This is a genomic window from Mesorhizobium sp. WSM4820 (genome assembly GCF_055811075.1).
Map to the genome: position 1 here is coordinate 73,150 of NZ_JBVVQN010000020.1, position 26,438 is coordinate 99,587.

The 26,438-nt window shown below is 63.7% G+C and carries 27 protein-coding genes and 1 pseudogene; 13 read left to right on the plus strand and 15 right to left on the minus strand.

The genetic code is table 11. The features are described from left to right. Window positions 1–20 precede the first annotated feature (20 nt). From AC0L2R_RS26915 to AC0L2R_RS26940, 6 genes are all read right to left on the minus strand, one after another. The gene (locus tag AC0L2R_RS26915) at window positions 21–530 is read right to left on the minus strand and encodes a sarcosine oxidase subunit gamma family protein (protein ID WP_473512509.1); all 510 of its coding nucleotides are present in this window, start codon (window positions 528–530) and stop codon (window positions 21–23) included. After that, a complete protein-coding gene (locus AC0L2R_RS26920) occupies window positions 523–3,477 on the minus strand; it encodes a sarcosine oxidase subunit alpha family protein (RefSeq protein WP_473512510.1) in 2,955 nt (984 codons plus the stop codon). The genes AC0L2R_RS26915 and AC0L2R_RS26920 overlap by 8 nt, the downstream gene beginning before the upstream one ends. Further along, window positions 3,474–3,770, minus strand: a complete 297-nt coding sequence (locus AC0L2R_RS26925) for a sarcosine oxidase subunit delta (RefSeq protein WP_473512511.1) — start codon at window positions 3,768–3,770, stop codon at window positions 3,474–3,476. The genes AC0L2R_RS26920 and AC0L2R_RS26925 overlap by 4 nt, the downstream gene beginning before the upstream one ends. Before the next feature lie 13 nt (window positions 3,771–3,783). Then, window positions 3,784–5,040, minus strand: a complete 1,257-nt coding sequence (locus tag AC0L2R_RS26930; RefSeq protein WP_473512512.1) for a sarcosine oxidase subunit beta family protein — start codon at window positions 5,038–5,040, stop codon at window positions 3,784–3,786. Between the two features lie 9 nt (window positions 5,041–5,049). Further along, entirely contained in the window at window positions 5,050–6,198 is a 1,149-nt protein-coding gene (locus AC0L2R_RS26935; protein WP_473512513.1) for a M24 family metallopeptidase, read from the minus strand. A gap of 75 nt (window positions 6,199–6,273) precedes the next feature. Continuing rightward, window positions 6,274–7,464: a M24 family metallopeptidase gene (locus AC0L2R_RS26940; protein ID WP_473512515.1), complete on the minus strand. Its 1,191-nt coding sequence runs from the start codon at window positions 7,462–7,464 to the stop codon at window positions 6,274–6,276. A gap of 216 nt (window positions 7,465–7,680) precedes the next feature. Between AC0L2R_RS26940 and ehuB the strand changes: the two genes are divergently transcribed. From ehuB to AC0L2R_RS26965, 5 genes are read left to right on the plus strand one after another with little or no spacing between them, the layout of a single operon-like run. Further along, window positions 7,681–8,550, plus strand: coding sequence for an ectoine/hydroxyectoine ABC transporter substrate-binding protein EhuB (gene ehuB, locus AC0L2R_RS26945; protein ID WP_023800462.1), 870 nt, complete (start codon window positions 7,681–7,683; stop codon window positions 8,548–8,550). Window positions 8,551–8,605: 55 nt separating this feature from the next. After that, a complete protein-coding gene (gene ehuC, locus AC0L2R_RS26950) occupies window positions 8,606–9,334 on the plus strand; it encodes an ectoine/hydroxyectoine ABC transporter permease subunit EhuC (RefSeq protein ID WP_091597301.1) in 729 nt (242 codons plus the stop codon). Then, window positions 9,331–9,990 (plus strand): ectoine/hydroxyectoine ABC transporter permease subunit EhuD, encoded by a 660-nt coding sequence (ehuD, locus tag AC0L2R_RS26955; protein WP_023800464.1) that lies wholly within the window; start codon window positions 9,331–9,333, stop codon window positions 9,988–9,990. The genes ehuC and ehuD overlap by 4 nt, the downstream gene beginning before the upstream one ends. Next, the gene (gene ehuA, locus AC0L2R_RS26960) at window positions 9,987–10,766 is read left to right on the plus strand and encodes an ectoine/hydroxyectoine ABC transporter ATP-binding protein EhuA (RefSeq protein WP_027152502.1); all 780 of its coding nucleotides are present in this window, start codon (window positions 9,987–9,989) and stop codon (window positions 10,764–10,766) included. Before ehuD ends, ehuA begins: the two co-directional genes overlap by 4 nt. Then, the gene (locus AC0L2R_RS26965; protein WP_023800466.1) at window positions 10,763–11,494 is read left to right on the plus strand and encodes a GntR family transcriptional regulator; all 732 of its coding nucleotides are present in this window, start codon (window positions 10,763–10,765) and stop codon (window positions 11,492–11,494) included. Before ehuA ends, AC0L2R_RS26965 begins: the two co-directional genes overlap by 4 nt. Before the next feature lie 28 nt (window positions 11,495–11,522). On the opposite strand, the gene AC0L2R_RS26970 is transcribed toward AC0L2R_RS26965, so the two are convergent. Further along, window positions 11,523–11,795, minus strand: a complete 273-nt coding sequence (locus tag AC0L2R_RS26970) for a hypothetical protein (protein ID WP_473512517.1) — start codon at window positions 11,793–11,795, stop codon at window positions 11,523–11,525. Window positions 11,796–11,921: 126 nt separating this feature from the next. On the opposite strand from AC0L2R_RS26970, the gene AC0L2R_RS26975 reads away from it, so the two are divergent. Next, window positions 11,922–13,142: a helix-turn-helix domain-containing protein gene (locus AC0L2R_RS26975; protein WP_473512518.1), complete on the plus strand. Its 1,221-nt coding sequence runs from the start codon at window positions 11,922–11,924 to the stop codon at window positions 13,140–13,142. 41 nt (window positions 13,143–13,183) lie between these two features. Next, window positions 13,184–13,834 (plus strand): Vgb family protein, encoded by a 651-nt coding sequence (locus tag AC0L2R_RS26980; RefSeq protein WP_473512520.1) that lies wholly within the window; start codon window positions 13,184–13,186, stop codon window positions 13,832–13,834. A gap of 87 nt (window positions 13,835–13,921) precedes the next feature. On the opposite strand, the gene AC0L2R_RS26985 is transcribed toward AC0L2R_RS26980, so the two are convergent. Genes AC0L2R_RS26985 through AC0L2R_RS26995 form a run of 3 tightly spaced genes read right to left on the minus strand, consistent with a single transcriptional unit; the run spans window position 13,922 to window position 15,780 of the window. Continuing rightward, window positions 13,922–14,380 carry a MaoC/PaaZ C-terminal domain-containing protein gene (locus AC0L2R_RS26985; protein ID WP_473493119.1) on the minus strand — a complete coding sequence of 153 codons (459 nt, stop codon included), beginning with the start codon at window positions 14,378–14,380 and terminating at the stop codon, window positions 13,922–13,924. A 1-nt stretch (window position 14,381) separates the two neighbouring features. Then, a complete protein-coding gene (locus tag AC0L2R_RS26990) occupies window positions 14,382–15,458 on the minus strand; it encodes a Gfo/Idh/MocA family protein (protein ID WP_473512521.1) in 1,077 nt (358 codons plus the stop codon). Next, the gene (locus AC0L2R_RS26995; protein WP_473512523.1) at window positions 15,451–15,780 is read right to left on the minus strand and encodes an L-rhamnose mutarotase; all 330 of its coding nucleotides are present in this window, start codon (window positions 15,778–15,780) and stop codon (window positions 15,451–15,453) included. The genes AC0L2R_RS26990 and AC0L2R_RS26995 overlap by 8 nt, the downstream gene beginning before the upstream one ends. A gap of 150 nt (window positions 15,781–15,930) precedes the next feature. On the opposite strand from AC0L2R_RS26995, the gene AC0L2R_RS27000 reads away from it, so the two are divergent. After that, window positions 15,931–16,722, plus strand: a complete 792-nt coding sequence (locus tag AC0L2R_RS27000) for an IclR family transcriptional regulator (protein WP_473512525.1) — start codon at window positions 15,931–15,933, stop codon at window positions 16,720–16,722. 51 nt (window positions 16,723–16,773) lie between these two features. Continuing rightward, entirely contained in the window at window positions 16,774–17,610 is an 837-nt protein-coding gene (locus AC0L2R_RS27005; protein WP_473512527.1) for an amidohydrolase family protein, read from the plus strand. A 20-nt stretch (window positions 17,611–17,630) separates the two neighbouring features. Here the strand turns inward: AC0L2R_RS27005 and AC0L2R_RS27010 are convergent, their stop codons facing one another. The 3 genes and pseudogenes from AC0L2R_RS27010 to AC0L2R_RS27020 form a co-directional block, all read right to left on the minus strand. Next, a complete protein-coding gene (locus tag AC0L2R_RS27010; protein ID WP_473512529.1) occupies window positions 17,631–18,779 on the minus strand; it encodes an extracellular solute-binding protein in 1,149 nt (382 codons plus the stop codon). Beyond that, a complete protein-coding gene (locus AC0L2R_RS27015) occupies window positions 18,776–19,936 on the minus strand; it encodes a CaiB/BaiF CoA transferase family protein (RefSeq protein WP_473512530.1) in 1,161 nt (386 codons plus the stop codon). Before AC0L2R_RS27015 ends, AC0L2R_RS27010 begins: the two co-directional genes overlap by 4 nt. A gap of 54 nt (window positions 19,937–19,990) precedes the next feature. Then, a pseudogene (locus AC0L2R_RS27020) lies at window positions 19,991–20,076 on the minus strand (amine oxidase); the annotation flags it as partial. Between the two features lie 157 nt (window positions 20,077–20,233). On the opposite strand from AC0L2R_RS27020, the gene AC0L2R_RS27025 reads away from it, so the two are divergent. The 3 genes from AC0L2R_RS27025 (at window position 20,234) to AC0L2R_RS27035 (ending at window position 23,608) form a co-directional block, all read left to right on the plus strand. Next, entirely contained in the window at window positions 20,234–21,331 is a 1,098-nt protein-coding gene (locus tag AC0L2R_RS27025; protein ID WP_473512532.1) for a lactonase family protein, read from the plus strand. Window positions 21,332–21,431: 100 nt separating this feature from the next. Continuing rightward, entirely contained in the window at window positions 21,432–22,949 is a 1,518-nt protein-coding gene (locus tag AC0L2R_RS27030) for a S10 family peptidase (RefSeq protein ID WP_473512534.1), read from the plus strand. 77 nt (window positions 22,950–23,026) lie between these two features. Continuing rightward, the gene (locus AC0L2R_RS27035; protein ID WP_473512536.1) at window positions 23,027–23,608 is read left to right on the plus strand and encodes a DUF1349 domain-containing protein; all 582 of its coding nucleotides are present in this window, start codon (window positions 23,027–23,029) and stop codon (window positions 23,606–23,608) included. A 73-nt stretch (window positions 23,609–23,681) separates the two neighbouring features. On the opposite strand, the gene AC0L2R_RS27040 is transcribed toward AC0L2R_RS27035, so the two are convergent. Together AC0L2R_RS27040 and AC0L2R_RS27045 are read right to left on the minus strand one after the other, a co-directional pair. Next, window positions 23,682–23,912 (minus strand): AbrB/MazE/SpoVT family DNA-binding domain-containing protein, encoded by a 231-nt coding sequence (locus AC0L2R_RS27040; RefSeq protein WP_473512537.1) that lies wholly within the window; start codon window positions 23,910–23,912, stop codon window positions 23,682–23,684. Between the two features lie 85 nt (window positions 23,913–23,997). Further along, window positions 23,998–24,804 carry an SRPBCC family protein gene (locus AC0L2R_RS27045; RefSeq protein WP_473512539.1) on the minus strand — a complete coding sequence of 269 codons (807 nt, stop codon included), beginning with the start codon at window positions 24,802–24,804 and terminating at the stop codon, window positions 23,998–24,000. A gap of 438 nt (window positions 24,805–25,242) precedes the next feature. Between AC0L2R_RS27045 and AC0L2R_RS27050 the strand changes: the two genes are divergently transcribed. Further along, window positions 25,243–26,274, plus strand: a complete 1,032-nt coding sequence (locus tag AC0L2R_RS27050) for an isopenicillin N synthase family dioxygenase (RefSeq protein WP_473512541.1) — start codon at window positions 25,243–25,245, stop codon at window positions 26,272–26,274. Window positions 26,275–26,438: the final 164 nt, after the last annotated feature.

Sequence of the window (26,438 nt, forward strand, 5' to 3'; positions counted from 1 at the left end):
GTTCGCGCCTGGTCTTTTCCCTAACCCGCAGCGTCAGCAATCCAGTCCGAGAGGCTTTGCGAAAAACTTCGCGGCACGATGAGTTCGCACGCGGTCTCGCCGGTGCGCAGGAACAGCACGGGCACATGGTGCAAGGATGTCAGCACGGCGCGGCCCGGGGCGGCCGCCGGCGCGCGCCAGTCGACAGTGATGCATCTGGAGAGGACCGGCGCAACGTCGGCCCCAGCCATTCTGAAACGCACGCGACCCTCGTCGAGAGAAACCGAACAGCCGAGATCCGGATCGACGGCAAGCGAAGGTGCTTGCGCGCCGTCGTCGAGAGCCAGCCACAAGCGGCGAGGCGCGACGCGGATGACGAGAAAACCTTTGTGACGGACCGTCTCTCCGACCGAGGCAGGAAGTTTCGTGCCGAGTGATGCCGAAAGGTTCGATTCGAATTGCGCCAGCGCCCCGTCCCAGCCCTCGATCTGGATGAGCGGACAATCGGCCACAGACAGGCTGAACTCCTGCGAAGACATAATACTAGCCATGCAGCCGCTCCCCCTGCGGATCGAGGAATACCGGCAAGACGATGCGGGCACGCACCGTTTCGGGCTTCATCGGATAGACGGCCACGACCTCGCTTCCTTCGCTAGCGACATCGCCGGCAAGCAAGGCCAGCCCGATATAGTGGCCGCGTTCGGGGCTGAAGGTGACGGAAGTCACGCGGCCGCGCCCGTGGCCGTAAGGTTTCTCGCCCGGCAGAAACAGGATGGCGCCACCGCGAAGGCGTTTTCCCTCCTCGATGCATTCCAGTCCGACCAGGCGCTGGCGGTCGGGCGCCTGGAAGGCGGGGCGCCGTCGCAGCACGTCCCCGACGAAGCCGGTACGCTTGCCGGCCATGCGGCCGAGGCCAAGATCGTCGAGCGTCGTGCGCCCATCGATTTCAGGTCCGGCGACATGGCCCTTTTCGACGCGCAGCGCGCCGAGCGCCTCGACGCCGTAAGGTTTCAGGTCGAGCGGCCTGCCTGCTTCGAGCAGGCGGCTCCAAAGCTGTTCACCGGCAGTTGCGCCGACATAGATTTCGTAGGCGCGCTCGCCGGAATAACTGAGACGCAGGATGCGGAGCGCACGGCCCTGCCATTCGCTTTCGAGCAATCCCATATGCGCAAGTGCCGCGTCGGAAACATCGAGAGCGGGAAATGCCGCAGCAAGAATTGCACGGCTTTTCGGTCCGGCAACCGACATCGCCGCCCATTCATCGCTCACCGAGGTCACCGCTACGCGCAAATCCGGCCAGGCCATATCGAGCAGGAATTCAAGACGCGACAGCACGTCGGCGGCCTTGGCGGTCGAGGTGGTCATGAAGAACCGGCTCTCGGCCAGCCGCGTCGTGGTGCCGTCGTCGAAGACGATGCCGTCGTCGCGCAGCATGACGCCGTAGCGCGCACGGCCAACCGGCAGTTTGGCAAAGCCGTTGGCGTAGATGCGATCGAGGAAAATCGCGGCATCCGGGCCCTGGACGTCGATCTTGCCGAGAGTGGAGATGTCCATCAGGCCAGCGGCCTGGCGCACACTCCGCATTTCGGCGACATAGGCTTCGTTCACGTCGAGCCCGGATTGGCTGTAGAAATAGGGCCGCATCCAGAGCCCGACCTCCAGCATCTCGGCGCCGTTCGCCATGTGCCAGTCGTGCATCGGCGTGCGGCGGATCGGCTTGAAATGATGGCCGATGGCGCGCCCGGCAAGCGCACCGATGGCGACCGGCGTATACGGCGGTCGAAAGGTCGTGGCGCCGGTCTCGGGGATGGTTGTGTTGCGCAGGGCCGCCATCGCGGCAAGCGCCGCAAAATTGCTGGTCTTGCCTTGGTCGGTGCCCATGCCGAGCGTGGTGTAGCGCTTCAGGTGCTCGACCGATTGATAGCCCTCGCGATGGGCGATCTCGATATCCCCGGTCGTCACATCCATCTGGAAATCGACGAAGGCTTTTCCACGTCCGAGAGAAGGGATTTCGCGAAACGGGGCCGTGGCGGTCTCGCCAAGATCGAGTTTTGACGGAGCGGGCACCGGCGCCGACTTGCCGCAGAACGATGCCGCCGCGGTGCCGGCGCGATGACCGTCCTCGATGACATCGGCGGTCGAAAAAATTCCCATCATCGAGCCGGCGCCGAACCGGTCCGCCGGAAACGCGCCCGGCACGAAGCCGCCAACGTCGTCGCGATATTGAGGTTTGACGCCCAGATGCGAGGTGAGATGCACGGTCGGCGACCAGCCGCCGGACACGCAGACCAGGTCGCAGGCGACCTCGGACTGGCCGTCCGCTCCGTTGAGCGTTGCACGCCTGACGGCATGGCCGCCGTTAAGGTCGACGATGCGCGTTGCGGCCCGCACCACCACGCCGAGCCGTGCGGCTTCTGCGGCAAGCGCTGTGGACAGCGCTGCGCGAACATCGGCAACCGTCACCTCTGCGCCGCCTGCGGCATAGTCGAAGGCGGCGCGCCAGGCGCTGTCATTACCGGTGGCGACGACTATTTTCTTGCCGAGCAGGACGGCGAAACGGTTGAGGTAGGTCCGGGCGGCCGACGCAAGCATCACGCCGGGTCGGTCGTTGTTCGAGAATACCATTGGTCGCTCGATGGCACCGGTGGCGAAAACGATCGAGCGGGCGCGAAGCATGGTCAATGTCTGCAGCACTTCGCCGGCCGGCCGCGGATTGGCTGGGTCGCGTTGCCCGACCAGTCCGATGACATTGCCGTCATAGATGCCGAAAGCGGTCGTCCGCTTCATCACGGCGACGGTTTTGAAGCCGTCCAGCTCGGCCTCGGCCTGTCTGAGCCATGCGGCCGCAGCGCTGTCGGAAGCTTCCGCCAGAAGCTGGCCGCCGAGCAGGAAATCCTGTTCGATCAGCGCCACCCGCGCGCCGGCCGCTGCGGCAGCACGCGCCGCCGACAATCCTGCAGGGCCGCCGCCGATGATGGCGACATCGGCAAAGGCATGACTGATGTCGTAGCGGTCTGAGTCGGGATCGGTGCCGGCTCTGCCAAGCCCGGCCGCCTTGCGAATGAAGTGCTCGTAGAACATCCAGGCGCGGCGCGTCGGGCCCATGAAGGTCTTGTAGTAGAAGCCGGCCGACAGGAACGGCGCCAACAGGCCGTTGACGCTTTGCACGTCAAAGGCAAGCGAAGGCCAGCGGTTCTGGCTTTCCGCGACTAGGCCGTCTTGGAGTTCCAGCGTCGTCGCCGGCAGGTTCGGCTGGCGCCTGCCTGCGGTTGCAAGCGTGACCAGTGCATTCGGCTCCTCGGCCCCGGCGGAAAAAATGCCGCGCGGACGATGATACTTGAAGCTGCGCCCGACCAGCGTGACGCCGTTGGCGAGCAGCGCGGAGGCAAGCGTGTCGCCGCGATATCCGATCAGGCTCCGGCCGTCGAAGGTAAACTCGACCGGCTGCTCGCGGTCGATACGGCCGCCCATCGACAACCGCTTGTGGTTCGAACTCATGCCGGTGATTTCCTGGCGGGTGATTTCTTGGCCGACAATTGCCTGGCGAGATCGACGGATGCGATGGCGTGGTTGCGCGTGTCGCGTTCGACCACCAGCCATTGGCGGCAGCCGGTCACGTGCTGCCAGAACTCGCGGTGCAGGCCAGCCGGATTTGTCCTGACATAGACGTAACGGTACCAGGCCTCGGGATCGGGATCGTCGTGCGCCGGACGCGTGACGGAAGCGTCGCCGCCGTAGCGGAACTCGTCATGGTCGCGCAGACCGCAGCAGGGGCATTCGATGCGCAGCATTGTCTTGCGCCTCCTATTGCAGCCAGGCTGAGGGGCCGGCGCCAGCCTCGTCGAGCGTGTGGCCGGTGCGGAAACGATCGAGCCTGTAGGCTGCGATCAACGGGTGCGGCTTGCCGGTGGCGATCGTGTGGGCGAAGCACCAGCCGGAAGCCGGCGTCGCCTTGAAGCCGCCATAGCACCAGCCGCCGTTGAGATAGAGTCCCTCGATCGGCGTCGGGCAGATGATCGGGCTGGCATCGGGCGTCATGTCCATGACGCCGCCCCAATGGCGCAGCAGTCGGATGCGCGAAATGCACGGCATCAGAGCGATCGCCGCCTCCGCCACTTCGCGCACGACGCCCAGATTGCCGCGCTGGGCGTAGGAATTGTAGCCGTCGAGATTGCCGCCGAAGACCAGCCCGCCCTTGTCCGACTGGCTGACGTAGAAATGATCGGCGCCATAGGCGACAACATGGTCCACCAACGGCTTCAGCGGTTCGGTGACAAAGGCCTGCAAGACGTGGCTTTCGATCGGCAGTTCCAGGCCGGCCTTGGCGCCGAGCACGGATGTATGACCGGCAACAGCGAGGCCGACCTTGCCGGCGCCGATCCGGCCTTTCGTCGTTTCGACGCCGACGATCCTGTCGCCGTCGCGGAGGAAGCCTGTCACCTCGCAGTTCTGGATAATGTCGACGCCATGGCCGTCGGCGGCGCGCGCATAGCCCCAGGCGACCGCGTCGTGGCGCGCCGTGCCCGCCCGGCGCTGGAAGATGGCGCCATGGATCGGAAAGCGGGCGGTGTCGGAAAAATCGAGATAGGACACGAGACGGCGCACCTCGTCGCGGTCAAGGATGTCGGCATCGATGCCGTTCAGCCGCATGATGTTGGCGCGGTGGCTGAAGCCGTCGAGCTGGTCGGCGGAATGCGCGGTGACGAGTTGGCCACGCTGCGAGAACATGACGTTGAAATTCAGCGCCCGCGACATGTTCTCCCAGAGTTTCATCGAGAATTCGTAGAACTGGGTGTTGCCGTCGAGCAGGTAGTTGGAGCGGATGACGGTGGTGTTGCGGCCGACATTGCCGCCGCCGACATAGCCCTTTTCGAGCACCGCGACGTTGCGGATGCCGTGGTTCTCGGCGAGGTAGAAGGCGGTAGCGAGGCCGTGTCCACCGCCGCCGATAACGATCACGTCGTAGGACGGTTTTGGCTCCGCTGCCCGCCAGGCGCGCTGCCAGTTCTTCTGGCCAGACAGCGCGTTGCGGAAAATCGAAAATGCCGAGTAGCGTGCCATCCCTGCGGCCTATCGAACGATCGGGCCGGCCGGCGTGCGGGTAAGCACTTCGGCGCCCGCATCGGTCAGAAGCACGGTGTTGGAGACGAAGTCATCGCCGCGACCGGTGCCCATCAGCCACGACAGGATGTGGAAGCTCATCCCGGTCTCGATTTCGAGATCGGAATCGTGCCTCAAGCCGGTCACCGAATTGCCGCCAGTCCATGATGGCGGCTGTCCGGCGCCGACAAGGTAGCCGCAGTGATGGCGGCGATAATGGGAAAGACCGGCCTCGTCGGCGACGGTCTGCCAGGCGGCGTAGACGTCGCGCGCCCTGGCGCCGGGCCTGAGTGCCTCGACGACGGCATCGAACGCCCTGGCGGTCACCTCCGCCATCGCGGCGTCTTCGTCGCTGATATGGCCGATGCGAACGAGCCGGCCGAGCGGCGCGTGATAACGCGAGATGCAGCCGGACAGTTCGACGAAGACCGGCTCGCCCTTGCGGTAGATCCCGTCGCCCCAGGTCGTATGCTCTTCGCCCAGGCGCGCGGCCGGGCGGATGAACGGGCCGAAGCCCGGAGCATGACCGCCGGCGCGGATCATCGCCGCAACGCACTGGGCTGCGACCTCCTGTTCGGAGGCACCGTCCGAGATCGCGGCGATCGCGGCGCCGGCGGCGGCGTCGGTCACTTGTGCCGCCTGACGCATCAGTGCCTGTTCCTCAGCGCTCTTCACTCGCCGCATCCTGTCGACCAGCCCGGAAACATCGCTCCATCTGGCATCGGCCTGCGTCTGGAGTGCGACGGCAAGCCCATGGCTGAGGCCGGCCGTCCAGTATTCAAGGCCGATCCGCTTGCCGGACAGGCTGAGCTCCGCAAGCACCCGCGCGGCAAGGTCGGCCGCCGTTTCGCTGTCGGAATGGCCGCGGAATTCCGCTGCCGTCACCTGTTTCTCGATCGTCACCCTTTCCATCGAGCGGGTGACCAGGACAGGTTTCCCTTCGAGCGGGACGATCAGCAGGTGAGGGGCAAAATATCCCCAGTGATCGAGCCCGGTGAGGTAAAAGACGTTCTCCGGCGAAGCAAAGACCGCAGCGTCGAGCTCGCGCTCGGCCAGCGCTGTGCGGACCCTGACAAGGCGGCCGGCGATTTCGGCTTCGGAAAACGGATTACGGTCCATCAGGCGTCCTCGTTCTGGTTACCGGTTTCGTTGCCGGCATGATCTTTCGTCAGTGACCGGCTTCCAGCCCCATGCTCAGTCGATGACGATGAGTTCGCGCGCCACGTCGCAGAGGCGTTCGCCGCCGCGATCCGTGACGACAAAGGATTCCGAGATGGCGATGCCGAAATCGTCGAGCCAAACGCCGGCCATGAAATGGAAGCACATCCCGGACTGCATCTCGGTGGTGTCGCCGGGACGAAGACTTGCGGTGCGTTCGCCCCAATCGGGCGGGTAGGCGAGCCCGACCGGATAGCCGACGCGGCTCTCCTTCTTCAGCCCGTTCTTCCTCAACACTGCCTGCCAGGCGGCTTCCACCTCTTCGGCGGTGTAGCCGGGGCGGGCCTTCTCAAGGCCGGCGTCGACGCCCTCGACAATCGCCTTGGCCATGTCGACGAGGGCTTGCGGCGGCTTGCCGAAATGCACGGTCCGCGTCAGCGCCGCATGATAGCGCCGCCGCACCCCGGCGATCTCCAGAATGGCGAGGCCGCTGTCCGGCAGCGGCGCGTCGGACCATGTCAGATGCGGCGTGCTGGTGCCCTCGCCGACGGGCATCAGCGGACAGATCGCGGCATAGTCGCCGCCCGCTCCGGGCACGCCCGTGATCTGTGCGTGATAGATTTCCGCAATGACATGGTTCTGCGGCACGCCGGGCCGCATTTTTTCTATGCCGCGTTTCATGGCGTGTGTGCAGATCGCACCGGCCTCGCGGATCAGCACCAGCTCGGCTTCGGATTTGACCAGCCGCGCCCAGTTGACGAGATCGTGGTTGTTGGCGAAGTGCGCGTCAGGCAGCCCGCTGACGAGATGGGCATGGCAGCGCGCGGTGTAATAATGCGCGTCCATCTCGACGCCGATGCGGGCGTTTCCCCAGCCACGCGACCGGATCAGCTGGGCGAGTTCGTCATAGGGGTGTTCGACGGGCTGCTGCACCAGCCGTTCCGAGAACGGCACGATGTTCTTCTCCGGCAGGCCGGTGGTCAGGCGTGCGCTCCTGGCGTCCTGCGCCCTGCCGAACCAGATCGGCCGGTCTTCCCTGAGATGGACGAGCACGCATTGCGGAACATAGAACGACCATCCGTCATAGCCGGTCAGCCAGCACATATTAGCTGGGTCCTGACAGATGATGAGGTCGAAGCCGGCCTTCTCCATGCGTGACTTCACGCCGGCCAGGCGCTGCGCATACTCCGCTTGCGTGAAAGTCCCGAAACCGCTCGCGCTCGCCACCGAAATCCCACCTGCCAGTACGCTGGTTTTTTCTTAAATTGTGCACAACTGGCAATAATGTGTGGTCTGATTACGAATTATTACCAGATTTCTGTAGTTTTTATATCTTAGCTTGCACAATGTCTAGGGCAGTTGTATACGTCTTGACAGGCAGGTGTCGACCTCGAAGAAGGCCGCGCCCGGGAATATCAGTCAGTTGTTCAATGGGAGAAAAGCATGTTCAAATCATCGATATCGCGCCGGATGGTCGTGAAAGCCGCCGCCTGCCTCGCGCTTGCCGCGACATCATTCACGGCGCTGCCCGCTTATGCGGAAACCACCCTCGAACAGGCCAAGAAGGACGGCTATATCCGCGTCGGCTTTGCCAACGAGGCGCCGTTCGGTTACGCCACGCCTGACGGCAAGCTGACCGGCGAAGCGCCGGAAGTTGCCAAGGCGGTACTCGCCAAGATGGGTATCGCGCAGGTTGACGGCGTGCTGACCGAGTTCGGCTCGCTTATCCCAGGTCTCAAGGCCGGCCGCTTCGATATCATCGCCGCCGGCATGTTCATCAATCCGAAGCGCTGCGCCGAGATCAATTTCTCCGAGCCGTCCTACGGCATCGGTCAGGCCATGCTGGTGGCAAAAGGCAATCCGAAGGGCGTGAAGGACTTTTCCAGCATCAAGGAAAACCCGGATCTCAAGCTCGCCGTGATGGCCGGCGCCGTCGAGGGCGGCTATGCCAAGGACGCTGGTGTCGCCGCCGGGCAGATCGTTGCCTTGCCCGACCAGTCCAGTCTGGTCGCCGCCGTCCAGTCGGGCCGTGCCGACGCTGCCGCGCTAACCGCTCTTTCGATCGCCGACATGGCCAAGAAGGCCGACGGCGTCGAATCGACCAAGCCGTTCGGCGAGGTTGCCGGCAAGTCGGTGAAAGGCCATGGCGGCTTCGGCTTCCGCAAGGAAGATACCGACCTGCAGGAGGCGTTCAACGCCGAGCTGAAGACGTTCCTCGGTTCGCCGGAGCACATCGCGCTGGTCGAGCCGCTCGGCTTCGGCAAGGACTACCTGCCCAACAAGACCACCGCGGAGCTTTGCGCGGGCAAATAGGTTCCCAACTGCTGGCGGCGCGAAAGCGCCGCCCCTTTTTCCTGGGGGAATCCGCATGGGAATCCGTACGCTCGTTGCCATGCTGGTCGTCGCGCTTGTCGTGATCGGTGCCTTGGCAACGCAGGAATCTTACAAAGTGTTTATGCCGGGGCTGCTGCAAGGCGCGGTCCTGACGATCGAGATCGCTATCCTCGGCAGCCTGCTGGCAATCGTCATGGGCGTGCTGGCGGCGCTGGCAAGGATGTATGGCCCGGCGCCGCTCAAATGGCTGGCCACGGTCTATGTCGAGATCTTCCGCGGCACCTCGGCGCTGGTGCAATTGTTTTGGCTGTTTTTTGTGCTGCCGCAATTCGGTGTCACGCTCAACGCATTTCTGGTTGCTGTCCTGGCGCTCGGCCTGAACGTTGGTGCTTACGGATCGGAAGTCGTGCGCGGCGCGATCCAGTCCGTCGCCCGCGGACAGTGGGAGGCGTCTACCGCATTGAACATGAGCCGCCCACAGATGCTGCGCCGGATCATCCTGCCGCAGGCTTTCGTCGCCATGATCCCGCCTTGGGGCAATCTGTTCATCGAGCTTTTGAAATCGACAGCGCTGGTCTCGCTGATCACGCTCTCGGACCTCGCCTTCAAGGCGCAGCAAATGAACCAGAACACGTTCAAGACCATTCCGATCTTCACCCTCGTCCTGCTGATGTACTTGGCAATGTCGCTGGTCGTGACCATTGGCATGCGGCTTCTCGAAAGGCGGGCTTCGCTCGGATTGGCGCGGGGGAAGGCAGCATGATCTGGGACTGGGCATTTGCTTTTGAAATCCTGCCGGTGCTCGCCAGCGCTGCCATCGTTTCCATCGAGGCGACGCTGATCGGGTTTGCGCTTGCCGCCTCGCTTGGCCTGGTGCTGGCGGTGGTCCGCATCGCCGTGCCGTGGACCGGCTGGACGATTTCGGTGCTGGTCGAACTGATCCGGTCGACCCCGTTGCTGATCCAGATATTCTTTCTCTATTTCGTCTTTCCGAAATTCGGTGTCGTGCTCGACGCCTTCACCGCCGGGGTGCTTGCCATCGGTATCCACTACGCTGCCTATTGTTCCGAGGTCTATCGCGCCGGTTTCGACAACATCCATCGCGGCCAGTGGGAAGCCTCGGTCGCCCTCAATCTGTCAGCCTGGACGACGTTCCGCGACATCATCATTCCGCAGGCGATCCCGCCGATCGTTCCGGCGCTCGGCAACTATCTGGTTGCCTTGTTCAAGGAGACGCCATTGCTTTCCGCAATCGCCGTGCTGGAGCTGATGCAGACCGCCAAGATCATCGGCTCCGAAACCTTCCGCTACACTGAGCCGATGACGCTGGTCGGCCTGTTCTTCCTTGCCATGAGCCTGGTTTCTGCCGCGCTCATTCGCTCCCTCGAAGGCTTGCTCAACCGGAGGACCATGCGATGACGGAACAACCGATGGTCCGCTTCGACAATGTTTCGAAACGCTACGGCGCGCTGACCGTTCTCGACGGGCTCAATCTGGACATAGCACGCGGCGAGAAGGTTTCTATCATCGGGCCGTCCGGCTCCGGCAAGACCACGGTGCTGCGCATGTTGATGACGCTGGAGACGATCAATGACGGCGTCATCTGGGTCGAAGGCGAGCCGCTCACCCACATGGAGAGGAACGGCAAGCTTGTTCCCGCCGATCTCGCGCACATCCGCAAGATCCGCGCCAAGATCGGCATGGTGTTCCAGTCGTTCAACCTGTTCCCGCACATGACGGCGATGCAGAACTGCATCGAGGCGCCGATAACCGTGCTCGGCATGAAGCGGGCCGATGCCGAGGCGCGTGCGGCCGAGCTGCTCGACATGGTCGGCCTGTCGGAGAAGAAGGACCACTATCCCTCGCAGCTTTCCGGCGGCCAGCAGCAGCGTGTCGCCATCGCCCGCGCTTGCGCCATGCGGCCCAAGATCATGCTGTTCGACGAGGTGACCTCGGCACTCGACCCCGAACTCGTCGGCGAGGTGCTTGAAGTCATCCGAAAACTCGGCAGGGAACATGACCTCACCATGCTGATGGTCACCCACCAGATGGGATTTGCCAAGGAATTCTCCGATCGCGTCTGCTTTTTCCATGCCGGCAAGATCTGCGAGCAGGGGCCGCCAAACGAGTTGTTCGGCGCCCCCAAGAACGAGCGGACGCGGCAGTTCCTGCACGCTGTCCTGGAGGCTGGATGACGCTTGAGACCGATGCCGCGCCCCTGGCCGCGACCGCCGCACCGCCGCGCCCGCTCTCGGCGCGGGAGCGGTTCGAGCGTATCTACCGGATATTGCGCGACCGCATCTGCCTGCTCGACTATGCGCCCGGCAGCCATCTCTCCGAGGAAGAGCTTGCCCAGGAATTCCAGATCAGCCGCACGCCGGTTCGCCGTGTCCTGGCGCGCCTCGAATCCGAGGGTCTGGTTCAATCCGTCCATGGCGTCGGCACGATCGTCACCGACGTCGACATCGAGGAATTGCAGCAGGTCTATCACTTGCGCCTGGAGCTGGCGCTCCTCGTCGGCAAGCTTTCGCCGATCCCGCGCACGGCGGACGACCTCGACCGGATCAGGGCACTCATCGCGCGCTGCGATTCCGATGTGCTCAATCCCGACCAGCGCGCTTTCCTGCGCCTCAACATGGATTTTTTCTACGAGCTCACCGCGATGACCGGCAACCAGCCGCTGCGCGAGATCAGCGAGCGCCTGTATTTTCAGGTCGCGCGCGTCGTCCTAAAGATGATGCCGCAGTTGGGCCTGGTCGAGGAGTTCACTGCGTTCCGCCGGGAAATGGAAGAGGTGCTTGCCGCCGCCGAGATCGGCGACTGGGAGTCGATCGGGCACATCAGGCGAGCTCATATCTCGATGAGCTTTCGCCGCATGATGCGTCATGCAGGCGAGGTCAACCTCTCCGGCGGAACTCTTTAATTCACGTTTGACCTGGCGCACGCCCGGGTCACGACCGGTGGGCACCGCTTCGTCGGCCGGCGACCAGCTTCATCCAGGGCGCAAAATGGAAGGCGCTCATCAGCAGGTACATCATCGCCATTTCGTTCAGCGGCGACGCATCTTGCGCCGCGCAGATCATGTCAGCATCACCGGTAACGGCCGTCAGCAGCGCCATGATTGCGAAGGTGGGCGCGGCCGCCAGCGATAGCCAGTCGGCCGCGCCACGGGCGGCGACTTCGTCGCTTGGGAAATCGGCAGATCCGCTGCCTTCGGGCGGCATCTTCTGGTCAGGGTGGAGTGTCATCGAGACGTCATCCCTTTTCGACACGGCGCGCTGGTTGTTGGTGCTGAGATAGATTAGGACCGGACATCGAAAGGTGAGAGTGACAAGTGTGACGGGATTCCGATGGACTCGCTGATCACCGCTGCAGCGCGCGCCCTTGCGACGGGTGATCCCCTTGGCGCTTTGAAGCGGGTCGCCCTGCGTGAGGATGCGCCTGCGCTTGCGCTGCGCGGCATCGCGATGGCGCAGCTCGGCGATCTCGTCCGAGCAAAGGCTCTTCTCAAAAGTGCTGCGCGCGCCTTCGGTCCGAAAGAGGCAGTGGCCCGCGCGAGGTGCGTCGTCGCCGAAGCCGAGATCGCGCTCGTCTCGCGCGACCTCGGCTGGCCGGCGAAGGCACTCGACGCCGCGCGGTCGACGCTTGAAAAGCACGGCGACCACGTCAATGCCGCGCATGCGCGCAATCTCGAAGCGCGGCGCCTGCTCCTGATCGGACGCCTCGATGAGGCCGAGAGCAGGCTCGCCGGCTTCGACCCGACGACGCTCCCACCCGCGTCGAGGGCCGCCCACGAGCTGGTGATTGCGGGGGTCGCGCTACGCCGCCTCCGGACCAAGGCGGCGCGTGCTGCGCTCGGGCGGGCCGCGCACGCGGCGGGCCAGGCGGACATTCCAGCGCTGACGGCCGAGGTTGAAGGCGCATCCCTGGTGATGGACACGCCCGCGGCGCGCCTGATCGCGCGCGGGGTTGAGCGCCCGCTCCTGCTCGAGGAGGTCGAAGCGCTGCTGGCGTCGGGGGCACTCGTCGTCGACGCCTGCCGCAATATCGTGCGGGACGCCGGCATGATCGTCTCGCTGGCGACGCGCCCGGTCCTGTTCGCGCTTGCGCGTGCGCTGGGCGAAGCCTGGCCCGCAGACGTGCCGCGGAGCACGCTCGTCGCACGCGCCTTCGGCGGCAAGCACGCCGATGAATCGCATCGCGCCCGGTTGCGGGTCGAAGTCGGTCGGCTTCGGGTGGAGTTGCGGTCACTGGCGGATGTGAGCGCGACCAAGCGAGGCTTTGCGCTTAAGCCGCGCCGCCCACGCGATGTCGTGGTGCTGGCGCCGCCCGCCGACGAGCCGCATGCAGCGGTGCTCGCCTTCCTCGCCGACGGCGAGTCGTGGTCGAGCTCGGCGCTCGCAATTGCGCTCGGAGCCAGCTCGCGCACCGTGCAGCGCTCGCTCGAGCAGCTTGCGGCAGCAGGCAAGGTGCAGTCGTTCGGCCGCGGGCGAGCGCGCCGCTGGATGACCCCGCCGGTGCCGGGATTCCCGACAATCTTGTTACTCCCCGGCTCACTGTCGGGTTACTAGTGTCGTGGACAATTCAACAGATCTGAGCCTGGAGGAGAAGCATGAAACGATCTGCAGCCGAAGTCCTGCGCGAATATGGACCCTTTCCGGATGTCGACCAGGTGGCTGGGGTTACGTTCGACGGTCAGCAGGTCTGGTTTGCGTCAGGAGACAGACTGAACGCCCTGGATCCTGCGAGCGGCAAGGTGGTGCGCGCGATCGATGTCGCCGCGCACGCAGGAACGGCCTTCGACGGCCAGCACCTGTTCCAGATCGCCGAAGATCGCATTCAGAAGATCGATCCCAACACTGGCCGCGTGCTCGCCACGATTCCGGCGCCAGGTGGCGGCGGCGACTCCGGACTCGCCTGGGCCGAAGGCTCACTTTGGGTGGGGCAGAATCGCGGTCGCAAAATCCATCAGATCGACCCCCAGACAGGGGCAGTTCTTCGCACAATCGATTCCAACCGTATCGTCACAGGGGTCACCTGGATCGACGGCGAACTCTGGCACGGCACCTGGGAAGGTGACGAGAGCGACGTCAGGCGGATAGATCCTGAAACCGGAAAGGTCCTGGAGAAGCTTGAGATGCCGCCTGGAACAGGCGTGTCGGGGCTCGAGTCCGATGGTGGCGATCAGTTCTTCTGCGGCGGTGGAAACAGCGGCAAGGTGAGAGCCATCCGCCGACCAAGGCGAGGCTCCACGAGCAGTTAACCGAAGCGGCTCGCGGGCCCGCTTTCCGCTTTGACGAACCGTCCGCCGGAGCGGCCATCAACGTGGCGGACCGGATCGCTGGAGCCCTTAAGCGCTGCTGGGCTTGGCGCGGCGTTCGACGATGTAGATGTGGTCGGCCACCAGGACCACATCGCCATGCTGGTTGATCACCTCGCAGCGCTCGATGACGCGACCCGACTCCGGCCGCTTTGGGTCGTCTTGCTTGGCCGAGATGGTGGTGCGAGTCTTGATCGTATCGCCGATGAACACCGGCTTGATGAAGCGCAACCTGTCATAGCCATAGGAGAACGCGACCGGGTTGATGACGCTTGCCGTCAGTCCGACGCCGACCGAGAAGACCAGCGTGCCATGGGCGATGCGCTGGCCGAACGGCGTCGTCTTCATGAACTCGGCGTCCATGTGGTGAGGGAAGAAATCGCCGGTATGGCCGGCATGCACGACGAAGTCGGTCTCGGTGATGGTGCGCCCGCTGGTCATGCGCGACGAGCCGATCTGGTAGTCCTCGAAATAGACAGTCTGCTCCATGTCAGGGCCTCGCCGCGATCGGTGTTGCCGGTGCCGCGCTCGATTGGTACGCGGCCTCGACCAGCGCCATGGTGCTCCAGGCGTCCTCGACGGAACTGACAAGCTCGGCGTCTTCGCCTGAGGCGTAGCGTTGGACATTGGCCATGCGGCCGACGAATGCGTCCGGAAACCATTCGCCGACGAGCGGCACCGTAACCCAGTCTGAGCCGCCCCTGGGACAAATTTCAAGGACATCGGGCTCGCCGCGCGGATAGTCGAGGTTGAGCCCGAGCTTGAGATAGGCGGCGCCCTCGGTTCCGCAGATGCGGAACTCGCAGGCCTGGTGTTTTCGGCCAAATTTATGATCATGATTGATCGACAGTGCACAGCGCACAATATCGCCATAGTCGAGGATCGCGCTGGTGCGGGTTTGCGCAACCTTATGGCCGGGATGACCGAGCGTCCTGGCGTGAACGCCCCTGGGATCGCCGAGCAATTGCCGGATCAGGTCGAGATAATGAATCGAATGCATGGCGATCTCGACGCGCGGCGCCTTCAGCAGGAATTCCCACAGCTGCCAGGGTGTCGCCAGCGCCAGCCAGGCGTCGAAGTCGACGACGTCGCCCAGCCAGCCCCTGGCGATCGCATCCTTCAGCGCCAGCATCATCGGCGCGAAGCGAAGCTGGAAATTCACCGCCGCTTTCAGATTTTTGGCGCGGCAGATTTCGAGGATCTCGGTGGCCTCGCTGAGGTCGCTGCCCATCGGCTTCTGGATCAGCGCTACGGCGCCGTCGGGCAGCGCCCTGAGCACACCGGCATGATGAGCCGGCGGCGTCGCCAGGTCGAAGATGACGCCGTCGATTGACGCAGCCTCCTCGATCGACCGGTAAGCGGTGACGCCCCAGTTGGCCGCGAGTTTTTCCGCCTTGGCGTGGTCGGGATCGAAAAGCCCGGCGACCGGAAAGCCGGCTTTCCGATAGGCCGGGAAATGCGCGTCGCCGACGATCGAGCCGGCGCCGAAAATCACGATCGGCCGCGGCTTCGATGGCTTCGCCCAGGACTGGGAGAGCGAGGCAGGATCGAAAACGCCTTCAGTCATGATGGAAGACTTCGTCCATCGATGCCCACCATTCGCCCTCCTTGCGGGTCGGCAGCGGCTCCTGGCAAGGCATGCACAGCGCCCACCATTCCTTTGTCTTGGGATCGGCGGCCATCTTCGCCATGTCGGCGGCATAGTCGGTGCCGTGGTACTCGAAAGTGCTGAACAAGAGGTGCTCCGGCTCCTTGAGATAGATCGAATAGTTCCTGATGTTGCAGGCGGAAATCATCGCCAGCACTTCAGGCCAGACGGCTGCGTGAAGCCGCACATATTCGGTGACCTTTTCCGGCTTGAGGCCGAGCACCATTGCCATCCGCTGCATGTCCGGCTCCTGTTTCACTATCGTCGTTATGAATGCCGCGATGCGTTGCGTTGCACCGGCGGTGATCTGCCCACTATTTACATGCAAACAAATAATTTACACAATCACCAAGCCGATGGTCCTTTCGGATGCTGACCACGGGGAGTGACTATGGCGGAGGACGAGGACGATGACCGCTATCGCGCGCCGGCGCTCGACAAGGGTCTCGACATCCTTGAGCTTCTGGCCGGCGTCGATGGCGGCCTGACCCAGGCGGAAATCGCCAAAAAGCTCGACCGAAGCCCCAACGAGTTCTACCGCATGCTGGATCGGCTGGTGCGGCGCGGCTACGTCACGCGGCCGGATGGCGACCGTTACTCGCTGACGCTCAAGCTGTTTGGCCTGGCGCATCTGCACGCGCCGGTGCGGCGGCTGGTTTCCTATGCGACGCCGCTGATGCGCGAGCTTGCCGAGGCCTCGCAGCAGGCAAACCAGCTTGTCGTCTTCGACCGCGGTTCTGCCGTGGTGATCGCCCAGCAGGAGGCGCCGGACTATTGGGGCATCTCGATTCGCGTCGGCGCGCATGTCAGCCTGTTCGACACCGGGTCCGGACATGTGCTGCTGGCGTTCCGCTCGCCGGAAGAGCGGCGGATGATGATCTCCGAACATCTGCGCAGCGCCCACAAGCCGCCTCAATCGCCAGACTTCTTTGCCCGTCTCGACCAGATCCGACAACGCGGCTATGAAATGATGGCATCGATGCAGACCGCCGGTGTATTCAACCTGTCGGCACCCGTGCTTGGCTCGGACGGCAGGGCGATCGCCGTGCTGTCGATCCCCTACATAACCTTGATCAACGCACCCAGGGCGCCCGACATTACGAGGACCATAGAACTGTTGCTGGCAGCGGCCGAAAAGCTGTCGCAGCTGGCGGGAGCCGCTGCCAAGCAGGCAACTGATTGAACAATTTCTGCGTGAGATGATTTTGAAACGGCGAAGGAGGAGCGCGCCATCATGATCTTCGATACCCATCTGCATCTGATCGACCAGTCGGCGTTGCGCTACCCTTGGCTCTCCAACGTGCCGGCGCTGAACCGCGATTTCCCGTACGACGAATATTCGGTCCAGGCTCGCCGCGCCGGCATAGAGGGCGCGTTGCACATGGAGGTCGATGTCGATCCAGCCGATATCGAGGCTGAGACCAGTCACGTAAAGGCGCTGTCACACCAGAAGGACAGCTTGCTGCGCGGGGCAATAGCCTCCTGCCGTCTGGAAGAGCCGGGCTTTGCCGCCTATCTCGAGCGCCAGCGCACCGATCCTTTCGTCAGGGGTTTTCGCCGTGTGCTCCACGTCGTGCCGGACGAGCTTTCGGAAGGCGCGCTGTTTCGCGAAAACATCAAGCGGCTTGCCGGCACCAAACTGACCTTCGACCTCGTCGTCCTGCCGCATCAGATCCGCAAGGCGATTGCGCTTGCCGATCTCGCGCCAGACGTGCAGTTCGTGCTCGACCATTGCGGCGTGCCCGACATCAAGGGCAGCAGTGAGCATCCCTGGCGCGAGCATATGGCGGAGATCGCGCGGCGCCCGAACGTCGTCGGCAAAATTTCCGGTGTGGTCGCCTATGCGGACGCTGGATCCTGGACAGTCGAAACGCTGCGTTCCTATGTCGAGCACACCATCCAATGCTTTGGCTGGGACCGGGTCGTGTGGGGCAGCGACTGGCCGGTCTGCACGCTTGGCGGCGGACTAGCCACCTGGATTGCGGCGACACATGCGCTGCTGGCCGGAGCAAGCATCGATGAACGGCAAAAGCTGCTCTCCGCCAATGCGAAGCGGCTGTGGAATTTGTAGAGTAGTTAGCGAACTCCGCCTCAGCTCAGCGCCGAGTGCCGGAGACTCTCCACAAACAGGCGGTTGAGATCGGCGACGACGCGGCCGGCATCGTGCCTTTCGGTCAGGCCGAGATTGATACGATCGGAGGCCGCCTGCTGGAAGGCCATGTAGCCATCGTGGCGTGGCCTGACCCAGGCCCTCTCGAGCGTGGCGCGGGTGTCCTTGTAGAAATTGCCGGCGGCTGCGTTGACGGCGGCATCGTCCCAGGCTGCGGCATGGCCGGGCTGGCCGCCGGCCGACGCATAGGGGCCGCGCTGCACCTCGCGGCTGGCGATCCAGTAGGCAAAGTCGATGGCCTCTTGCGTGGCCTTCGAAAAGGCCGACACGGCAATGCCGGTTCCGCCGAGCGCCGACCCGACTACACCGGCGTCGCCGGCAGGCGGAATGTCGGCGAAGGCAAGGCGGCTGCTGCGGAATCCGGCGATGGCATAGGAAACGTAGCCGTAGATCAGCGGCGCGCAGGCGATCCGCGTGCCGGAGCTGGCCATCTCCTCCAGGACGCCGATCGGGTCCATGCCAAGGCAGGTCGGATCGACAAGAGCCGCGATCTCACGCATCATCTCGAAAACGCGGCCGCCGATGTCAGGGTTTATGTGGTCGCCAGGCTCTTCGACGGCGGGCCTGCCAAGATTGCCGGCAAGCGTGTAGAACACCATCAGCGAATGCGGCGGCCTGAGCGGCAGCAGCACGCGCCCTTGCCGCGCCAGGTCGAGCACCTCGGACCAGTTCGCCGGCGCGGCGGAAAGCATGTCCGGCCGCCACGCCTGCACCTGGCTGGCCGTGTCGATCGGAAACGCCCACTGCCGGCCTTGCCAGTTGTAGCTAGGATAGGACTGGCCGACGCTGCCTGCCGCCAGTGCCGCGCGTTCCTCTCCACGCCCCACAACGTCGAGCGGCGCCAGACAAGTCTCGGCGGTGATCTGGCCGACATGCGGATGATCGATGACGATCAAATCGTAGGCACGGGCCAGGTCCTCGACCGGAAACGATTCGAAATCCTGCAGCGAGCGCTTGTCCCATTCGATGGTGACGCCGGTCTGCTGCTTCCACAGTCCCGAACAGGCGACCATCGGGTCGTAGCCGCGCGGATGGCTCCAGGTCATGCCTTTGAGCGTCACGTCGCTCACAGCCCGAATTCTTCGCGGATCTTTGCGCTGTGCTCGCCGATCCGCGGCGCCGCCCGCTCGACCTTGGCGCGGACGCCATCGACCCGCAGAGGCGAACGCGTGGTGAGGATCGAGACGTGATCCTCGCGCGTCACTGTCTGCAGCATGTCGAGCACCTGAAAACCTTCGCTGGCCATCATTTCCGGCCAGGTCAGCACCCTGGCGCACCAGATGTCGGCGGGCTCGAGGATGGCAAGCCATTCGTCGACCGTCTTCGTCGCGATTTTTTGCGCAATGATCGCCTTGATCTCGTCGCGGGCGGTGAACCAGGTCGACGGCTGATCGCGATAGGGCGCAAGCTGTTCGAGTTCCAATAGGTCGGCCAGCTTCGGGATCGGCGTCATGGCAATGGCCAGATAGCCGTCCTTGGCCGGATAGACGCCGTAAGGCGCCGACAGATAGGCATGGGCGCTGCGGAACGCCGATCGCCGTGGCAGGCGGCGTCCGTCATTGAGATGCGTGGTCAGCACCTCGAACTGGAAGTCGACCAGCGCTTCGAGCAGGCTGGTCTCGACATGGCTGCCGGTGCCGGTCAGGCCGCGCCGCACCAGTGCGGCAAGGATGCCTTGCGTGGCGGCGGCGCCGGCCAGCATGTCGGCAATCGCCAGGCCGAACGGCACCGGTCCCTGGTCCTCGTCGCCGTTCAGCCACATCACGCCGGAACGCGCCTGCGCCAGCAGGTCCTGCCCGGGCCGCTTGACCCAGGGGCCTTCCTCGCCATAGCCGCTGATCGAGGCATAGACCAGGCGTGGATTGATCTTGCGCACCGCCTCGTAGTCAAGGCCAAGGCGCTCGATGACGCCGGGCCGGAAATTCTGGATCAGCACGTCGGCCTTGGCCAGCAGGCTGCGCAGCGCCGCCAGATCGGCCTCGTCCTTGAGGTCGATGGCAAAGCTTTCCTTGGCCCGGTTGATGGCGTGGAAGATGGTGGAATCGCCGCCGATCTCGGTGTCGCTGAGATAGAGCCGGCGCGACAGGTCACCGCCATCGGGGCGCTCGATCTTGATGACGCGGGCGCCGAGGTCGAGCAGCCGCAGCGAGCAGTAGGGCCCGGACAGGAACTGGCTCAGGTCGACGACGACGAGCCCGGTCAGCGGCAATTCAGCAATGGCAGCCATCGCCTATGTCTCCGTCTTGCCGGCGAAATCGGCCGGATTCCGGCACTTCACCGTCTACAGGTGCTCGCAATAAAGCCAAGCGCCCCTTCACCCTTGAAAACTTCATAGCTGGCGCGGATCAGCCCCATCGCCTTGTATCGGGTTTCGTGTCGAGATTGGATCGCACGATCGGTTCCCTGCGTTGATCTTCTCTAGTGAATAGCATTTTCACATATGGGATTGTGTTTCAAGCGTGAACAAGCGAAATTTGCCGCGATCCGCTGCGGCTGAGTGTCAGCGGAGCAAGGGGGGATTTCGATGCAGGACGCCTGTCTGGTCTTCGTCGGCAGCCTCAACCGCGAGGCGCCTTATTTTCAGGGCGCGCGCGGCGTTGGGCTCGGTGTCTACAGTTTCGACGAAGAGACGCTGGAGACGAGGAAACTGGCCGAGACGGGTGACGTCGACAATCCGACCTTCCTGTCGGTGACGCCGGACGGCTCACATGTCTATGCCAACTCCGAAGTGTTCACCTGGCGCGAAGGCGTGGTCTCGGCCTACCATTTCGACAGGCAAACCGCCGCGCTCTCCTACATCAACAAGCAGCCGACGCTTGGCAGCATCACGGCGCACAACACCGTCACGCGCGACGGGACGAAGCTCCTGGTCGCCAATTACGGCATGGGCGAAGGCGGCCCCGATCGCTCGCTCGTCGTCTATGGATTGCGCGACGATGGCGGCTTGACCGCGCCGTTGTCGAGCGTCGCCCATAGGGGAACTGGTCCCGACGCAGTTCGTCAGGAACGTCCCCATGCCCACAGCGTCACCGAGACGATTGCCGGTGGCGTGACGATGGTCGCCGATCTCGGCATCGATCGGCTTGTCTCGTACCGCATCGGGCCCGACGGCGGCCTGACCAGACTGGCGGAGTCGGCGCTTGCGCCCGGCGCCGGGCCACGTCACGTGGCGCTGCATCCGGGCGGGCGCTTCGTATTCGTCATGAACGAACTGGATTCGACGGTCGTCTCGCTTGCGCTGGACGAAGCGTCGGGCAGGCTCACCGAGATCGACACGAAGCCGGCCGTGCCGGCCGCGGCGCGCGACGGCAATCATTGCGCCGACATCCAGATATCGCCCGACGGCCGCTTCCTCTATGGCTCCAACCGCGGCCATGACAGTGTCGTGGTGTTTTCCGTCGACCAGCAGACGGGCACGCTTGCGCTGGTCGACCATGCGCCGTGCGGGGGCGCTACGCCGCGCAATCTGGCACTGACGCCCTCGGGTCGCCATCTCTTCTCGGCCAACCAGAACGCCGACCGCATCTCGATTTTCGCACGCGATGCGGCCACGGGTCGGCTGGCCGACACCGGGCGGTTTATCGATATCGGCACGCCGATGTGCGTGAAGATCGTGCGTTGAAAGCCTTGCTCTCCTTCCAGCAGCGAGGGCGTGCACAGTCCTGTGATTTCGGCTGAGCCATCAGCGTGGTAGCTTGCAGTCGTTCCGCTGCGGAGCCGCAATGCGTACCAAGCTCCTAGAAATCACCCTTGCTATGCTGGTGCTGGTCGGCGGCCTTCCAGCCGGCCATGCGCAAGTGGCCGAACGGCCGTCGCCTTCGGGCGGCGTTCTGTCGCTGCTCCCGCCGCCCCAGGTCTCAGATCATTCGATCGTGATCGCGGGACGCACGCTCAACTATCAGGCAAGGGCCGGCACGCTGTCGTTGCTATCCGGCAAGGGCGACGTCACCGCGGAAATCTTTCATGTCGCCTACACGCTGCGTCCCGAGCCAAGCCGGGAACCTGATCCCCGCCGCCCGATCACTTTCGTATTCAACGGTGGTCCCGGAGCGGCTTCCGCCTATCTGCATCTTGGCGCGCTTGGTCCACGCGTGATGGCGACAGCGGCCGATGGAAGTTTTCTCCCACCGCCGCAGCGGCTTTTGGACAACCCGAACACCTGGCTCGACATGACCGACTTGGTCTTTGTCGATCCCGTCGGAACCGGTTACAGCCGCGAAGCATCCGGCACCGAGGCACGCAGCTTCTGGGGCGTCAATCAGGACGCCGCCGCGATGGGCGCCTTCATCCGGCTCTATCTGGCACAGGCGGGCCGCACAGCGTCGCCGGTGTTTCTTGCCGGCGAAAGCTATGGCGGGTTTCGGGCGGCACTGCTTGCCAAGACGCTCCAGGATGATATCGGCATCAGCCCTCGCGGCATCGTGCTCATCTCGCCGGCGCTCGAATTCACGCTCGTGCGGCCCGACGAGTTCCAGCCGCTTCACTGGGCGCTTGAGCTGCCGTCGCTGGCGGCGGTGCGCCTGCGCAGCCAAAGCGTCACCGGTTCCGAACTGCGGGAGCGGTTGGCCGATGTCGAACGCTATGCGCTTGGCGACTATCTCGTCGCGCTTGCCAGCGGGCTCGAACAGGGCGGGCGTCTGGCGAGCCCGCGCGTTGCTGAAATCACCGGCCTGCCGCTCGAACTCGTGAAACGAAACTTTGCACGCATTCCCACCGCGCTCTTCGCCAAGGAGTTTGCGCGGGCAAGGGGCAATGTTCTCAGCGTCTATGACGGCACGATCGAAACGGCAGACGTTGCCCCGGAAAGTCCAAGGCCCAGCGGCCCTGATCCGGTGCTCGACCGAAGCGTGCCGGCGCTCACTTCCGCCTTTGTCAGCTATGTCAGGGAGGAACTGAAATTCCGTACCGATCTAAGCTATCGGCTTCTCAACCGTGAAATCAGCGGAAATTGGGATTACGGGACGAGCCCGACGCGTCAGGGCTATACCGGCGTGATGGATGACCTTCAGCAGGCGCGCGCGCTAAATCCCGGCCTCGGCGTTTTGATCGTCAACGGCTACACCGACCTGGTGACACCTTATCTGGTGTCACGCTATCTTGTCGGCCAGGTTCCTTCGCTTCCCGGCGCAACGCCTATCCGCCTTGAACTGCTGGAAGGCGGCCACATGATGTATTTCAGGCCGGAGAGCCGGCGCGCGCTGAGAGAGGCCGCGTCCGAGCTTTACCAAGCGCCGAAATGAGCGCGTAAAAGAGACAAATCCGCCTCGTCGCATGAGAGGCGGATGACGCAACACGAACCGGCGAGGCGAACAAGTCGATGACATCTCAGCCTGCAGAACTGACCTGGCTCAACCCGCCACCGCATCATGCCTTCGGCGACAGCACCGTGCATGTTCGGACTGGCAAGGAAACCGATTTCTGGCGCGAGACTTTTTATGACTTCTGGCGTGACAATGGCCACTTCCTTCACCGGCAGGTCGAGGGCGATTTCAGCGCCGAGGTCACCGTCAAGGGGGACTACAAGGTGCTCTATGATCAGGCCGGTTTGATGGTCCGGCTGAGCGAGACGCATTGGGTCAAGGCCGGCATCGAGTTCACCGACGGGCTCGCCTATTTTTCCGTCGTCGTCACCAATGATGCTTCCGACTGGTCGTTGGTCAGCATCCCGGCCGGTCCGGACGGAGTCAGGATCCGGCTGACCCGCCATGCCGAGACAATCCGCGTTCAGTATCGCGATGCCTCCGACCATCGCTGGAAGCCGGTGCGGCTCGCATACTTCCCGCCCTCGAAAACAGTCGAGGTCGGCATGATGTGCTGTTCGCCGCAACGCGAAGGTTTCGAAGTCACATTCAGCGATTTTTCAGTCGGCCCGGCGATCTCGAGGGAACTCCACGACTGACGCGTCCTGTCACCGGACCGGGGCGACGCTTCACAGCAGTATCGTTCCGACAGCCGAATTGCGGTCGAAGAAGCTAGAGGGCATTCGCCTCATCCCGGTCGAACTTGAAATCGGCGGGAAGGCGGCCGCGGAAGGCGCGAAGCCGCTTCAGCAATTCCTCGCGCGCAGGTTTGCGCGCGACGCCGAGTTCTCGGGCATCGGCGACATGGATCTCAATCTCATCGCCTTCCCTGAGTTCGAGGGCCTCGACCACAACGGCGGGAAGACGGATGGCGAGGCTGTTGCCCCACCTGGCGACCTTCATCACACTCTCCTATGCATGCATATGCGCCATGGTTGGGCGCTGCCCGGGCGGCCGACCTTCTGGCCGGCCGATCCAGTAGCATCCGTCAGCCCGGATGCTTGAAAGTTTCGCCAAACCAGTTCCGCCACTTGGGCTCGCCCTCGGCGGCGCGCTGCTCGGCGTCGTCGCCATAAAGATACAGGGCCATGCTGGCATTTGCGCTGCCATCGATATCATAGGTTCCGATCAGGGCAATGCCGGGAGCAGGCGCAGTCAGGCGCAGCGCGATGAAGCGCTGCTTGTCGTCCTGCCGCACGCGTTCGACTATGCCAGATAGTCTCTCCGGCTGCTGCGGGCCATTCCGCTGCTCGCCGACATTTGCGCCGGCCAGTCCGAGCGTCTCGGTAAGTTGCCTCCAAATCGAGAGTTGGTCGGCCTTCGTGCTGGCCATGACGCTGAAGCTGGCGGCGTTTTCGCCAGCGAAGTGCGAAAGGTAAATGCGCAGCACCTCGAAAAAGCCGGGCCAGCCGCTCTCGAACCCTTCCAACTGATCATCCCAATCGTCGGTCGAGGCAAACAGCGAATGGACCATGCGGACGACGCAACGATCACCCGACCGGCTGGTCACGGTGATCTCCGTTGCGACAGGCGGCGCGCCTTCGCTCCAGTCGCGTTCGACATAGCCGAAACGGAACGGCGGCTCCCAAATCGTCACTTCGCCGGTGGACGCGCCATTGGGACCGAAGTCGAAATGAAGCCTGCCGCCGACATGCTCGTCGATCGTGGTTTTTGTGAACCAGGCAGTGTTGCCGGGACCCGTCGCAATGGCCCGCCACACCTGCTCGGGTGTGCCGGGCGTGATGAACTCCATCTCGACCCAACGCTTTCCGGTTTCATCTTTCTTGATCGGCATGGGAACTCCTTTCAGGGTTTGGCGTCCTCACAGTCGGGGCCGGGTGCGGTACGACGCCACTACGAGCCGATGCGGCCGCCAAAGCTCAAGCATACTCATTTTCGTATTGACAAAATATTTTGTCAACACGCTGATGGCTGAAAGCGGCTATGGCGCGTCGTCGCCGTGTCGTGTGATCTGAGCGTTCGCAATCGAGCCGAATTCATGAAGAGAGGGCGAACCTGAGACCGCAAAACTCTTAATGCAATGACATTGCAGCGCCTGGCCGTGAGTGTGCCATGGAACAGCCGTTCGGACGTTATTTGCCTGCCGGCCGCCAAACGCAGCGCTGACTTTCCGCCAATGGCATCGAGATTGGATCGAGCGTTGCTTTGATCGCAACAACCTGCGTGTCACCGTAAAAGCCTGATCCAAGCCTGAGGCAGGAGGAGGTTGACCATGGCCAGGATTGTACCCGTGCTCGATCTCAGCCGTCTCGAACAGGGCGCGTCGGAGCGTCGGACCTTTCTGTTCGATCTGCGCACGGCGGCCCGCGATGTCGGCTTCTTCTATCTTAGCGGCCATGGAATTTCGGCTGTGGAGATCGACGAGGTGCTCGACGCCTCGCGGCGGTTCTTTGCCTTGCCGGAAGCCGACAAGCTGGCCATAGAAATGGTCAAGTCCCCGCAATTCCGCGGCTACACGCGCACCGGTGGCGAACTGACCAGGGGCAAGGCCGATTGGCGCGAACAGCTCGACATCGGCGTCGAGCGTCGACCCATACCAAAGGGGCCGGGCATTCCTGCCTGGACGCGGCTGCAAGGGCCGAACCAATGGCCTTCGGCCCTGCCGCAACTCAAGCCGGCACTGCTGGCATGGCAGACCAGGGCGACGGCGGTGGCAGTCCGCCTGCTGAAGGCCTTCGCGCTGTCGCTCGACCAGGCCGAGGATGCTTTCGATCCGATCTATAGCGGTGAGCCCAACCATCGCATGAAGATCGTGCGCTATCCCGGACGCGACGCAACCGGCGGCGACCAGGGCGTCGGCGCACACAAGGACGGCGGTTTCCTGACGCTCCTGCTTCAGGACGACAACAAGGGGCTGCAGGTCGAATATGACGGAAGCTGGGTGAATGTGGATCCGATCCCCGGAACGCTGGTGCTCAACATCGGCGAACTCCTCGAACTGGCATCGAACGGCTATCTCAGGGCAACGGTTCACCGTGTCGTGACGCCGCCGGCCGGTGTCGAGCGGATTTCCGTTCCGTTTTTCTTCAGCGCCCGGCTCGATGCGACGATCCCGCTGCTGACCCTGCCTGAAGAACTGGCTGCCGAGGCGCGTGGACCGGCGAGCGATCCGGACAATCCGCTGTTTCGCGACGTCGGCACCAACGTGCTGAAAAGTCGCCTGCGCTCGCATCCTGACGTGGCGCGCCGGCACTATGCCGATCTGCCAGAGACAAGGGTTGAGACAAGGGCGTCACCCGTCTGAAGTGGTCAGAGCACATAGAACAGGAATTTTCGTCGTCCCGCCGGCTTTTGGAATTTTGTTCGTCGCCAACCCGCTCAAACAAGCTCAAACAGGTAACACCGTTCGGCGGTTTCCTCCCATCCGCTGAACGGTGTTCCCCTCTGAAGGTGTAAACCTTCTTTTGG